The organism is uncultured Rothia sp., assembly GCF_963544205.1.
In the GTDB taxonomy this organism is placed as follows: Bacteria; Actinomycetota; Actinomycetes; order Actinomycetales; family Micrococcaceae; genus Rothia.
This window is the reverse complement of the sequence record NZ_CAUUDY010000005.1, coordinates 60,437-73,556: the sequence shown is the minus strand read 5'-3', so window position 1 is coordinate 73,556 and position 13,120 is coordinate 60,437. Positions and strand designations below refer to the sequence as shown.

The following is a 13,120-nucleotide window of genomic DNA, read 5'->3' as shown; positions in this document are numbered from 1 at the left end:
AAAAGCGCGGGCTAGATAAAAGCTCCGTAAAGCATCACGCTAGATACGCAAATGACGGCGTAGCTACGTTCCTCCCACACGGGGGATGTAGCTACGCCGTCATTCGTTTAAACCTGGGTTGAGAACGGGCTGGGGGGCCAACCCGAAGAGAAGTAGCTAGCGGCTGTACCTATCGCTTGTACCTGTCCCCGTAGAACAAGCCCAGGCGCTCGTAGCCTTCCTCAATCGACACGGAGGGCTCCCACTGTAGTAGCTCGCGGGTGCGGCGCTGATCAAACCAGTGCGCCGTCGACAGCTGCTCGGCAAGGAACTCAGTCATGGGCGGCTCATCGCCGGCGGTCACGTTCTTCGGCAGACGTTCCCACACACGCTCAATGACCTTACCCGCTAGGGCCGCAACCTTCGCCGGAACCGAGAAACGCGGGGCGGGAACGCCGACCGCCTCGCAGAAACCACCGAGCAGCTCAGCGATAGTGCGCGGCTGACCGTTCGTGACCACCAGCGCCTGACCCGCAAAAGCGTCAAGGCGCTGATATCCGCGCACCACGGCGTCGGCGGCGTTATCAATGTAGAGCGTATCAATCAGGCCCGTACCGCCAGAGAGCAGCGGCAGACGACCCGCGGCGGAACGCTCCAGAATGCGCTCGACCAGCTGGGTATCGCCCGGACCCCACATCAGGTGCGGGCGTAGCGCACCCACACGCAAAACCCCACCGCCGGGCAGGGGAGTGCCGTTCGCCTCCAGGGCAAGGAGCTCAGCGGCGGCCTTCGAACGCGCATAGTTACCGCGCGCATGCTCCGGGGACGCCACGCCGGCGCCGTCACCCACAATTGCCGCGCCGGCATGAGCCACCGACGGCGAGGAGATGTACAGGAACGAACCCACCGAATGATTCAGCGCCGCCTGCAGCAGGGTGCGGGTGCCCTCAATGTTGATGCGCTCATAATCAGCCCACTCGCCGCTGACCGAAACCTTTGCCGCAGCATGCACCACGCCGTTCACGCCGGTCATCGCCAAATCAACAGCCTGCGCGTTCGTAATATCGCCGCGCACCTGCTCAAAACGCGGGCGAATCGAATCGGGCAACAGAGCCGCAATACCCGAATCGCCACGCTGAAAAACGCGCACATCATAGCCTGCACGCAGCAACGCCAGCACGCTCTCACGCCCCAGCAGGCCGCTCGCACCGGTAAAGAGGATGCGCTCGCCAATACGCGGCGCGAAATCGGGCTCCTCAATCGGGCGCAACGAACGCGGGGCGGGGTCGGTGTAGCGTGCCGCCAGCGGCTGCGCAGGCTTGCGGAACCGAGCCGTCGGCGAGCTCACCGCATGCGAGGTCGACAGACGGGACGCAGGCAGACGGGATGCGGGCTCGTGGGAAGAGGACTCACGCGAAGAATGAGTGGACATCATACTCCTTAGATTTAGAGGCCGGGCAGGCGCTTATGCCCCCGCAAGGACCTTCGACGCCCACTCACCCAGGGTGGGGCGGTCAATCTTCGAATTGTGGCGAATATCGGTCGGATGCTCGTGCACCACCAGCACCGCGGCAAGCTCCACGCCGGTATCCTCGGCAACCTTCTGACGCACCAGCTGGGACAGTTCGAAGGGAGCCACACCCTCGGCAACGGGGAAGCGGCCGGGCACGCGATCGAGCAGGGCGCGCTTGAACGCGGATGCGGACTGGCGCGCCTCCAAGGCGGCGGTGTTCGCGGAAGCCTCGATGACCAGCACCGGGGCGGCGGTACCGGCAGGGCCCACCGCGACCAGGGCGGCGCGGCGCACCTCGGGCAGCGACTCGGCGGACTGCTCAGCCGCAACCGGGGTCAGCACGCCCTGCGAAGTCAGCAGCACGTGCGCGAGGCGACCCTCAACCCAGAGACGACCCGAAGCGTCCAGGTGTCCGACGTCACCGGTATGATGCCAGCCCGGAGTGCTAATGGACTGCTCCTCGGTGACCCACAGGGTGTCGTAGCGGTCCTTCACGTGCGGTGCCGACACCAGAATCTCGCCGGTCACACCCGGCTCATGGGTCAGCTCATCCGCCACCGAACCGTCCTGCAGCAGCGGCGCAATAGCCACCGCCGCACCGTACACCGCGAAACCAACGCACACGCCGTCGCGGGCGAAGGGGTCGAGCACCTCACCGGCGGCGTTCGGGGTGCCCTCGGCAATCGCCTGGCGAATCATCTCGAAGGACACATCGGTCACCGGCAGGCCCTCGGTCATGCCGTACGGGGTGTGCAGGGAAGCGTTCGGTACCAGGGCGGAGAGCGCCTCCAACAGGGGCACAGGAATCGGTGCGCCAGCGCTCAGAACCGTCTGAACCTTAGCCAGAGCCGCACGCTGCTCAGCGTTCAGCTCGTCGGCGGTCGCCACCACATTCACCAGGGCGGCGGGGGACGCAAACACGACCGACGCATCAATAGCCGCCGCGGCGGACGCCAGGGCAGAAGCCGTCAGGGTCTTCGGGCGGGTCACATCCATCGTCGGGGTCACGCTGGTAGCACCCAGCGCCGGGCCCAACAGCGCAAACGGCGCAAAACCGGCAACCAGGCCGCTACCGGGCGCAAAACCGTACGTATTCGCAATGGCATCGCGCATACCCGCCAGCTGGCGCTGCGTGTACACCACGCCCTTAGCCGGGCCGGTCGAACCGGAGGTGTACAGCACCGCCGCATCAGCATCCGGCACGGGGGAGGGGAACTCCACCACGGTCGGGGTGGGCACCGGCGCACCCGGAGTACCATCGGCGGCGGGCGCGGTAAACACCGAACCGGCAACGCCCAACAGCTTCTCCTGCACCGAACCCAGCGGCTCCACAGAAATACGCACACCCGGCCACAGCAGGGTACGGGCGGCACTGAGCGCGGCGGGAATACCCACCAGGAAACTCGGGTTAGCGCCCTTCAGCGCACGGGTCAGACCCGGCAGACCCAGACCGGTATCAGCCACCACAATGACCGCGCCCAGCTTCATGCAGGCGTAAATCAGCGTGGTCAGGCGGGCACCCGGAGGCACCATCAGGTTCACGCGGTCACCCGGACGCACACCCAGGGCATGCAAGCGGGTCGCGGCGGCGTTGACCTGCTGGTTCAGCTCAGCCCAGGTCAGGGTCACGGACACGGAGGTGCCGTCACCCTTGGGGTCCATGTCCACCACGGCGGTGGAGGTGTCGTTGGCGCGTTCGGTGAGGGCGGCGAGCATGGGGCGGAACGCTGCGGGAATGGTACCCTCAGCGCCCTCAGCAGCGGCACTCTCGCCTGCAACCAGACCGTGGCGGCGCGCGCGGGCGGCACGATGCTCCGCCTCCGCATTACGCGCCGGAACCAGCACACCGTCCTCCAGCGTGCCGAAGGTCTGCGCAAGCCACGAAATCATCGGGGTGGCAATATCGTAATCCTCAATGACCAGGTGTGACGCCTTCTCGTAGCGGTGCACCTTCGCCTGCGGCATGCGCTCCATCAGGTCGAACAGGTAGCGGCGCTGGAACACCGGATCCTTCGTGCCCCACTGGAAGAACGCGGGCACATCCAGGCCGCGAATCTGCTCGGCAATACGCTGCATCGGCGCGTACGAGGGGATATCGGTGCCGGTCGGAATATCGCCCACAAAATTGCGCACACCCTCACGCCACGCCGAATGGGCGTACGGCGCACGGTAGGTACGGTAAATCGCCTCGTTCAGCGGGCTCGGGTACAGGCGCTTGGGCTGCTTGCCCACCGGCTGCGGCAGGGCACCATCAAGCGCGCCGGCACCGGCAGAACCCGGCGCGGGCAGGCGGCCCTCATTCTGAGCCAGGCCCAGGGTCACATCAATAAACGCGGTCGAATCGTGGGTACCCCACTCGTGCACGCCCAACGCCAGGCGCAGAGCGGCAGGGATATTCTCAATGCCGTCATGGTAGACCGCAGTGTTCGTCAGCATCACGCCCGAAAGAATCTCACGATGCTCCAGCGCCCAACCGAAGGACACCAGCCCACCCCAGTCGTGGGCGAGGGTCACGACCGGCTTATCGGTCTCATCCAGACCGAGCGCCTTCGTGAAATCACCCAGGTCAGCGATGCGGTCCTCCAGGCTGCGGCGCTCACCCTCCAAATCCAGGTGGGTGCGCTCCGAATAACCCATATCAATCTGATCAACCGCAACCACACGCCACGGGGCGCGCTCGTTCACGCCCGCATCCAGCACGGTACGCCACAGGTACGACCAGGTCGGGTTACCGTGCACGCACAGGATCGTGCCAATCGGCTCCAAACCCTGCTCGACCAGCACCGGAAGGTTATCCAGATAGTGCCAGCGGCGCGCGCCAGCCTGCTGCGCCCGCAGCTCAATGGGGGCGGTGGTGGGCACCTCCAGAAGGTGGGAATAGCGCGGGTTCACGCCCGCCCATTCCTCCGGGTTATACGGCGGCTGGGTCTTAGGGAAGTTCAAATGGCGCATGCTGGGGGAATCCTTCCGGATCGAATCGGTGAATGTCTACCGCACAGAGGTTAAGGGCTGCCGGCTAACGGGGGTTAAGGGCTGCCGGCTAACGGGTTACCACTGAATCTCAAGCAGGGCGGTGTTCAGGCCAGAACCCACACCCATGCACAGAATACGGTCGCCCTCCTTGTAGGTCGGGGCGCACTCGGCGAGAGTCATCGGCAGAGCCGCCGCAGCCACATTGCCCCACTTCGGGAAGGTCATGGGGATGCGATTGCGCTCAATACCGACCGCCTCAATAATGGCGTTCGTGTGGGCATTAGAAATCTGGTGGGTCACGTAGGAAGTCATATCGTTCCACTCCCAGCCGTCCTGATGCGCCTGCTCCCACGCCTGCGCCACCAGCTCCAGGCCGTGCTTGAGCAGACCCTCAGCGTCAGTGTTCATACCCTGGTCAGCCTCGCCACCGATGCACAGGTTGCGGTGCTCGGTGCCCGCGCGGGATACCGAACCGACGATGCGGTGGCCCTCCGGGTGGCGGTCAGCGCGACCAATCACAGCCGCTGCCGCACCCGAACCGAGGGTCAGGGTCGCGAACTGAGCCAGCACGTCCTCGCGGGTCGAATCGGGGTTGTTCAGGATGCGCACCGCGGTACGGTGCCACGGGGAGGGATCCTCACCGGCGACGATGAGGGCGTAGCCGATAGCGCCCGCATCAATCATGGTGGAGGCGACGGTCATCGCGTTCACGAAGCCCAGGCAGGCGTTCGTAATATCGAAGTTCAGGGCGTGACGCGGCAGGTCCAGGCGGTCGTGCACACCAACAGACACGGCGGGCTCAAAGTTATCGCGCGTCACCGAGGCGTTAATCAGCAGGCCAATCTGGGAGCGGTCAATACCCGCCTGCTCGATAGCCTTCTCAGCTGCGGCAACCACGCCGTCCTCGAAGGTCTGACCCTCAGCCCAACCGCGGCGAGTGCTAATACCGGCAAGACGTTCCAGCAGGCCCTTCGGCATGCGCAGACGCTTATAGGTTTGGGCCAGCTGCTCATCAAAGTAGTCGCTCGTGACGACCTCCGGAGGCAGCTCATGGGTGATGGACAGCAGAGCTGCATTAGCGTGGCGAATGTCAGAGTTCGTGCCGACCTTATCGGCGGGTGCATTCAACAATGGTGTGGCCCTTGAAAATAGAAGTCAGTGGGATACATAGAAAAACCGCGGGGATGCGAATAGCGGCCCCGCAGAATTCGTGATGCTCATTCCAATCTACCGCACCGGTCGGATGAATCCGTATCCATAGACCCAATATGAACGCCCCCGTTCACCCCGCGCGTAAGCTACGCAAATATGTCGCGCGAGGAGGCCTTGATGTGGCCCTTGGAGACTTTACGGTTACTTCACGGTGTGCATCAAAATCATTAGGGTAACTTCACCGCGTGCATAAGAGTCTCCGCGCTCGCCCTTTCTGACAACTCTTCCCACAGCCCGCCCGCCGCACCGCGTACACTAGAGGGATGCCGCCACGCACCACAGAACGTGCCCGGCACACACCAGTTCTTCTGCAGAAAGGCCCCTTGTGCACCTGATGTCGCTGACCCTGCGCGGGTTCAAGTCTTTCGCCTCCGCAACCACTTTCGAGTTCACCCCCGGCATTAACGCGGTGGTCGGACCCAACGGCTCCGGCAAGTCCAATGTGCTGGATGCGCTCGCCTGGGTCATGGGCGAGCAGGGCGCGAAGAGCCTGCGCGGCGGCAGCATGAAGGACGTCATCTTCGCGGGCTCCGGCGAGGCAGGTTCGGGCGAGGGCGCCCAGCGTGCGCCCCTGGGCCGCGCCAAGGTCACCCTGACTTTCGATAATTCTGATGGCACCCTCAGCATTCCCGCTGATCGGGTGCAGATTTCGCGCACCATGTTCCGCTCCGGCGGCAGTGAGTACGAGATTAACGGCTCCCCGGCGCGCCTTGCCGATATTCAGGACCTGCTCTCGGAGGCGGGCCTGGGCCAGCAGATGCACGTGCTCGTCGGGCAGGGTCAACTGGACGCGGTCCTGCACGCCACCGCGCAGCAGCGCCGCGACATGATCGAGCAGGCGGCAGGCGTGGTCAAGTACCGCCGCCGCCAGGAGAAAACCAGCCGCAAGCTCGAGTCTGTGGCATCGAACGTTACCCGCCTGAGCGACCTGGTTGCCGAGCTGGATTCGCAACTGCAGCCGCTGAGCGAGCAGGCAGAATCCGCGGCGACCGCACGTCAGCTGCAGGGGCGCATCCGCCAGCTGGAGGCGGTGCTTCTGGCTCGTCAGCTGGGCGTTCTGCAGGCTGAGCAGGCGCAGGCGCTCGCCTCCGAAGCGGAGGGTACCCGCCGCGCCGAAACCCTGAAAGAACAACTGGAGGCGGCACGTGCGGCATCCGCTAAACATCAGCAGGAGCAGAACCGCCTGAACGCCGAGGTCACCGCCTGCCAGAAGGCTGTGTCGACCCTGCGCGAGTCCGCCGCGCGCGTGCGCACCGTGCAGTCCATCGCCGCCGAGCGCGTGCGCACCTACCGTGTGGAACTGACCGAGGCGACCGCCGCCGCCCGGGCCGGTTATGAACGCGCCCTGGAACTGCTGGAGGAGCGCCGCGAAGAGGCGGAGCGCGCCGTGGAAAGCTACGCCAGCTTTGAGGAGCGCTACGATGCGGCGCTGAAGAACGTTGAGAAGGCGGCAGGCGAGGTTGCGCAGACTGAGCGTGCCTCGGGTGAGGCGGCGCAGTCTCGTGCCCGCGCGCAGGCTCAGCTGGATACCGCCCGCGCCGCTGCGGTGGAGGCGACCCGCGCCTACGCGGCGGCGGCCGAGCGTGCCGCGACCCTGCGTGAGGCGCTGGGCCAGAGCCTGGGTGAGGCGCCCGCCGAGCCCGGTGCTGAAGTTGCCGAGGCGGTTTTCGACCCCGAGACCGGCGAACTTGTGGAGCCCTCGACCGAGGCTGAGAGCACGAGCCTGTTGCGCGTGCTGGATGCCGTGCAGATTGACCCCGAGTACGCCCGAGCGGCGTCTGCGGCGCTGACCTCGCTGGCGACCGCGGCGTTGAGCGTGCCGGTTGAGGGCGCCGAGGTGTCGCAGCTGCGCGGTGGTAAGGGTGATGAAAGCAGCGAATCTGCCGCGAAGGAATTTTCAACAGAACTGCCCGAATCCTGCGCCACCGAACTGCGCGAGCTGGGCATCCGCCCCGCAACCGAAATCATTGAACCGCTCAGCGAGGACGCCGCGGCGCTCGCCGGTATTGACGAGCACGCCCTGGCGCGCGTCACCGCGGCGCTGGGGGAGCGTCTGGCGGGCGTGCTGTTCGCGCCGGATGCCGCCTCCGCAGAGGCTGCCCTGCGCCTGCTCACCGACCACAACACCGCAGGGCAGAACACTATCTGGCGTATTTTTGACCCCGCCGGCACCGAGCACACCCGCTACAGCCTGCTCTACCCGGCTGAGGGTGTCAGCCCCCTGGAGCTTGCCGCAGCCTACCGCGCCGCATCCCAGGTCGTGACCCGCACCCGCGCCGAACTGGACGAAGCCGAGCAGACCGTTCAGCAGGCACAAGCCGCGGCAGAATCGGCGGTTGAGGCAGAACGTGAGGCGGCGAAGGCGGCGGGCGTGGCGAGCGCTGAGCATGCCCGCGCTCGCGCCCAGGCGGAGTCCCTGGAAGCATCCGCGCAGAACATTCAGGCTGAGCGTGCCCGCCTGAACGAGCGCCTTGCCGCCGCGGAGGAATCCGTGGCGCAGGCACGTACCGACTACGAGTCGGCGCGCACCCGCGAGGATTCCTACCTGGCGGGCACGGGGGAGCAGGCTCCCGCGGCGACCATTGAGCGCCGCGCCCAGCGTCTGGGTGAGGTACTTGCCGAGCAGGTGAGCGAGCGTGAGCAGCAGCTGCACGAACTGAGCACCGCCCTGAAGAACGCCCAGGAGGGCCTGACCAGCACGAATGATGAGGTGCAGGACCTACAGGCGGCGCACGCGGCGGCGCTGACCCTGCTGGCGCGCACCCAGACGGAGGCGGCGCGCGTGCAGGAGCGTGTGCAGGCGCTGGCTGAGCGTGCCCGCCTGGTGACCGGTTTGACCCTGGAGCAGCTGGAAGAGGAGTACTCCGAGCAGCTGCCGGTTGACGTGCCCGCAGAGGAGACGTCCGAAAACGCCGCCTCCGAAAATTTCGCCCCCGAAAATACCGCTTCCGAAACGGCATCAGAGACTACCGAAGCCTCTACCGAGAGCGTCCGCGCTCGCCTCAAGGCAACCCGCGCCGAACTGGAGGCGCTCGGCGCCATTAACCCGCTGGCGCTGGAGGAGTACGAGGCGCTTTCTGAACGCCACGCCTACCTGAACCAGCAGATTGAGGATTTGAAGGCGACCCGCCGCGACCTGAACACGGTCATGGACGAGGTCAGTAGCCATATTGCGGAGGTGTTCACCGCCGCGCTGGAGGACATTAACACCCACTACCGCCGCATCTTTGAGACCCTCTTCCCGGGAGGCGAGGGCCACCTGGAGCTGGACGACCCGTCCGATCCGTTGAATTCGGGTGTGGAGATTCACGCGCGCCCGGCGGGTAAGAAGGTGAAGCGCCTGTCGCTGCTGTCCGGCGGTGAGCGTTCGCTTGCTTCGCTGGCGTTGTTGATTGCGATTTATATGTCTCGCCCTTCGCCGTTCTACGCCCTGGATGAGGTTGAGGCGGCGCTGGATGACCGCAACCTGTCGCGCCTGCTGCAGGTGATTGGTGAGTTGGGGGAGCGTTCGCAGCTGATTGTGATTACGCATCAGAAGCGCACGATGCAGATTGCGGAGACCCTGTACGGGGTGTCGATGCGCGGTGGCGTGTCGACGGTGCTTTCTCAGCAGATGGAGGAGCTGCGCGAGCTGCTGTAGCTCGCCGCGCCTGCTTGACCTTACCGCGCGCCCCTCAACCAGCGCGTCCCCGACCCAGCCGCGCGTCCCTGGCCCCACCAAACGCACCCACCCTGGCGAACGTCACATGTCCTAGGAATGGTCATGTGCACCCCAGGGTACTGTTCACCGCCTGCACCCGGGTACTATAGGGGGATATGTGCGAACACCGCCCCGCCCTACCCGCGGTTGCGTGGTGTTTCGCTGTGATCAGGCCTGATGCCCCGCCCTACCCGCGGCGCGCATCCGGCGGTAACCATCCAGGGAAGGAATAGTGATGAGCGAGAACCTGGCAGATGCTTTCCTCAACGGCGAGTCGTTGAAGAATGCCCCCGGCCCCTATTTTGGTGAGTACGGCGGGCGGTGGATGCCCGAGTCGCTGATTGCCGCCATGGATGAGCTGGAGGCAACCTTTAACGAGGCGAAGAACGACCCCGAGTTCATTGCTGAGTTCCAGCGTCTTTCTGCTGAGTATTCGAACCGTCCGTCGTTGCTGACTGAGGTTCCGAAGTTCTCTGAGCATGCTGGTGCGCGTGTGTTCCTCAAGCGTGAGGACCTGAACCACACGGGTAGCCACAAGATTAATAACGTGATTGGCCAGGCTCTGCTGGCTAAGCGTATGGGTAAGACCCGTCTGATTGCTGAGACCGGTGCGGGTCAGCACGGTGTTGCGACTGCGACTGCGGCTGCGCTGTTTGGCATGGAGTGCGTGGTCTACATGGGTGAGGAAGACACTGAGCGTCAGTCGCTGAACGTGGCTCGTATGCAGCTGCTGGGCGCGAAGGTGATTGCGGTTCAGAACGGTTCCCGCACCCTCAAGGACGCCATTAATGAGGCGCTGCGTGACTGGGTTTCGAACGTTGAGAACACCCACTACCTGCTGGGTACCGCTGCGGGTGCGCACCCGTTCCCGGCGATGGTGCGTTTCTTCCACGACGCTATTGGTTCTGAGGCGCGCGAGCAGATTCTTGCTGAGACTGGCCGCCTGCCCGATGGTATTGCTGCCTGCGTGGGTGGCGGTTCGAACGCGATTGGTCTGTTCCACGCGTTCTTGGACGATTCGTCGGTTGAGATTTACGGTTTTGAGGCTGGCGGCGACGGCGTGGAGACCGGCCGTCACGCGGCGACCATTACTCTGGGCCGCCCGGGCATGCTGCACGGCGCGATGACCTACCTGATGCAGGATGAGGACGGTCAGACCATTGAATCCCATTCGATTTCTGCTGGTCTGGATTACCCGGGCGTGGGTCCGGAGCATTCCTACCTGTCCGATATTGGTCGCGTGACCTACGAGCCGGTGACTGATACCGAGGCGATGGACGCTCTGCGTCTGCTCTGCCGCACCGAGGGTATTATTCCGGCGATTGAGTCCTCGCACGCTCTGGCGGGCGCGTTGCGCGTGTGCCAGCGTTGGGCTGCTGAGGATCCGGAGGCGGCACGCGAGAAGACGATGATTGTCTGCCTGTCGGGCCGCGGCGATAAGGACATGGAGACTGCGCTGAAGTGGTTCGGCCTGGGCAAGGCGATTCCGTCCTCGACCCTGATGACCGGTAATAAGGAAGCTGCCGCATCCGCTGCACAGAACGCACAGGCTGAAAGTGAGGCTAAGTAATGAGCTACCAGGACGCTATTTCTCAGTCGGCACCTTTTACGGTGCTGGATGGTTCTTTCCCCGCTCCGAATGCGCAGTCGCCTCTGGCGGCTCGTTTGGCTGAGTGCGAGAAGCAGGGCCGTGCGGCGCTGATTGGCTACCTGCCGGTGGGCTTCCCGACCCTGGACGAGTCGATTGACGCGGCGATTGCTCTGGGCAATAACGGCGCGGACATTATTGAGCTGGGCGTGCCTTATTCTGATCCGGTCATGGATGGCCCGGTGATTCAGAAGGCTACCGGCGTGGCGCTGGAGAACGGTTTCAAGCTTCCTCAGCTGTTTGAGGCGGTCCGCCGCATTACCGAGGCGACCGACGCGGTGGTTGTCGTGATGACGTACTGGAACCCGGTTCTGGCGTACGGTGTGAAGAATTTTGCGCGTGATTTGGCGGCTGCCGGCGGTGCGGGCATGATTACCCCGGACCTGGTGCCTGATGAGGCGTCGTCGTGGTTTGAAGCTTCTGATGAGTACGGTCTGGACCGTATTTTCTTGGCTGCTCTGTCTTCTTCGCCGGAGCGTCTGGCAACTATTGCGAAGGCGTCGAGCGGCTTCGTGTACGCCGTGTCGGTGATGGGCGTGACCGGTGCCCGCACCTCCGTGTCGGAGGCGGCTCGCACCCTGGTTGCGGACATTAAGGCTGCCGGTGCGCCTCGTGCGTGCGTGGGTCTGGGCGTTTCGACTCGTGCCCACGTTGAGGAGATCGGCGAGTATGCGGACGGCGTGATTGTCGGTACCGCGCTGGTGAAGGCTTTGGCTTCTGGCGGTGTTGAGGCGGTGGCTAAGCTGACCCGTGAGCTGGCGGGGCGTGAAGGCTAATGTCTGATGTGCTGTCGCTGGCGAGCGTGCCGGTAGCTAACGTGCTGGCTTCGATTCCCTCTCCGAGCGTTTCGTACCTGCAGCTGGGCCCGTTCCGTGTGCATTTCTATGCCCTGTGTATTCTTGCGGGTATGGCGGTGTGCTTGTGGCTGGGTTCTCGCCGTTGGAAGGCGGCGGGTGGTACCCCTGAGCGCGTTTTTGACGTGGCGATGTGGGCTATTCCGGCGGGCATTATTGGTGCCCGCGCCTACCATGTGCTGATTACTGACCCGGGTAGCTATTTCGGTCCGAATGTTGCTGATCCGTGGGCTTTCCTGAAGATTTGGGAGGGCGGTATCGGCATTATGGGTGCCGTGTCGGTTGGTGCGTTGGGCGCCTGGTATGGTTGCCGCCGCTACGGGATGAATTTCCCGGCTTTTGCGGATGCAGTAGCGCCGGGTATTCTGCTGGCTCAGGCGTTTGGCCGCTGGGGTAACTGGTTCAACCAGGAGCTGTTCGGCAAGCCGACGACTCTGCCGTGGGGCTTGGAGATTAGCGCGTCGAGCGGTAATTTCCCGACCCAGTATCCGGCGGGTACGCTGTTCCATCCGACGTTCCTGTACGAGTCGCTGTGGAACCTGCTGGGTGTGGCGTTGCTGCTGTGGCTGGGCCGTAAGGGCGTGCTGAAGCTGGGTCAGACCCTGTGGCTGTATGTGTTCTACTACGGTGTGGGTCGCCTCTTCATTGAGATGTTCTTGCGTATTGATACCTCGGAGATGCTCTGGGGCGTTCGTATTCACGTGTGGACCGCTCTGCTGCTGGTTCTGCTGGGTGCTGCTGGTTTTGTGGTGGCTGGTCGTCGTGCTGCGGCGAAGGCTGCTGCGGGTATTGAGCCGGCTCCTGCGGAGTTCGCTCCGAAGCCTGCCGCAGATGAGTCTGTAGAGGACGCTGAGGAGAAGGTATCTGAGAAGGCATCCAAGAAGGCAGAGCCCGCCGAGGATTCTGACTCTTCTGAGTCTTCGACGAAGGGCTCTTAGCTGACAAAGGGCTCCTAGCTTTCATCTACATTCATAGAAAACCGCCGGATGGGGCAGAACCCCTGTCCGGCGGTTTTTTGTGCCCGCTATTTGTGCTCGCTGTTTGCTTCTTGCCAGTGGATGTTCTCATGGTGGCATGTTCCAGGGTCCTGTACGGATTTGGGCCGCTGAGAAGGCATAATAGAGATACTGCGTGTGGCGGGTACCCACTCTGGAGTATGAGGCTCTGCGGAGTGTGAGGCTCTTTGAAGGTATGAAACTCTTCGAACGGTGGTGCCCGTAGCGTCTGCGTTTAGAAACACC

The 13,120-nt window shown here is 64.0% G+C and carries 7 protein-coding genes; 4 read left to right on the top strand and 3 right to left on the bottom strand.

What is annotated here, in order from left to right:
• Positions 1–169: 169 nt before the first annotated feature.
• From RWZ58_RS04285 to RWZ58_RS04275, 3 genes are all read right to left on the bottom strand, one after another.
• Complete coding sequence (locus tag RWZ58_RS04285; RefSeq protein WP_314657743.1) at positions 170–1,411, bottom strand: NAD-dependent epimerase/dehydratase family protein; 1,242 nt, start codon at positions 1,409–1,411, stop codon at positions 170–172.
• Between the two features lie 33 nt (positions 1,412–1,444).
• Positions 1,445–4,444 carry an alpha/beta fold hydrolase gene (locus RWZ58_RS04280; RefSeq protein ID WP_314657656.1) on the bottom strand — a complete coding sequence of 1,000 codons (3,000 nt, stop codon included), beginning with the start codon at positions 4,442–4,444 and terminating at the stop codon, positions 1,445–1,447.
• A gap of 96 nt (positions 4,445–4,540) precedes the next feature.
• On the bottom strand, positions 4,541–5,596 hold the full coding sequence (locus RWZ58_RS04275) for a 3-oxoacyl-ACP synthase III (protein WP_070831181.1): 1,056 nt from the start codon (positions 5,594–5,596) through the stop codon (positions 4,541–4,543).
• A gap of 415 nt (positions 5,597–6,011) precedes the next feature.
• Between RWZ58_RS04275 and RWZ58_RS04270 the strand changes: the two genes are divergently transcribed.
• From RWZ58_RS04270 to lgt, 4 genes are all read left to right on the top strand, one after another.
• Positions 6,012–9,317, top strand: a complete 3,306-nt coding sequence (locus RWZ58_RS04270; RefSeq protein WP_314657742.1) for an AAA family ATPase — start codon at positions 6,012–6,014, stop codon at positions 9,315–9,317.
• 295 nt (positions 9,318–9,612) lie between these two features.
• Complete coding sequence (gene trpB, locus RWZ58_RS04265; RefSeq protein ID WP_303971067.1) at positions 9,613–10,947, top strand: tryptophan synthase subunit beta; 1,335 nt, start codon at positions 9,613–9,615, stop codon at positions 10,945–10,947.
• Entirely contained in the window at positions 10,947–11,801 is an 855-nt protein-coding gene (trpA, locus tag RWZ58_RS04260; RefSeq protein WP_049327777.1) for a tryptophan synthase subunit alpha, read from the top strand. Before trpB ends, trpA begins: the two co-directional genes overlap by 1 nt.
• Entirely contained in the window at positions 11,801–12,817 is a 1,017-nt protein-coding gene (gene lgt / locus RWZ58_RS04255) for a prolipoprotein diacylglyceryl transferase (protein WP_314657650.1), read from the top strand. Before trpA ends, lgt begins: the two co-directional genes overlap by 1 nt.
• Positions 12,818–13,120: the final 303 nt, after the last annotated feature.